The sequence below is a fragment of the Kocuria sediminis genome (assembly GCF_009735315.1).
Classification (GTDB): Bacteria; Actinomycetota; Actinomycetes; order Actinomycetales; family Micrococcaceae; genus Kocuria; species Kocuria turfanensis.
In genome coordinates, this window is record NZ_WOGU01000017.1 from 52,232 (window position 1) to 52,456 (window position 225).

Genomic DNA, 225 nt, shown 5'->3' on the forward strand with positions numbered 1-225 from the left:
GCCGGCCGCGAACGGGATGCCCGACGAGGTCCCCGGCCCGCCCGCCGCCGAGGTGACCGTCACCGCACGGCTGCAGCCCGGCGAGCCCGCCGTGGAGCGCGGCGCCCCGGAGGGCCAGATCGCCACCATCGACCTCGAGGAGCTCCGCGAGCGGTGGGCTCTGCCGATCGGCACGGCCGCCTTCGCGGAGGTCTTCGCCGAGGACCCGGCCCCGGCCGTGGCCCC

General features: G+C 79.6%; 1 pseudogene. It reads left to right on the forward strand.

Features of this window, described 5'->3' with window-relative positions:
• A pseudogene (locus GMA12_RS18580) lies at positions 1–225 on the forward strand (SURF1 family cytochrome oxidase biogenesis protein); the annotation flags it as partial.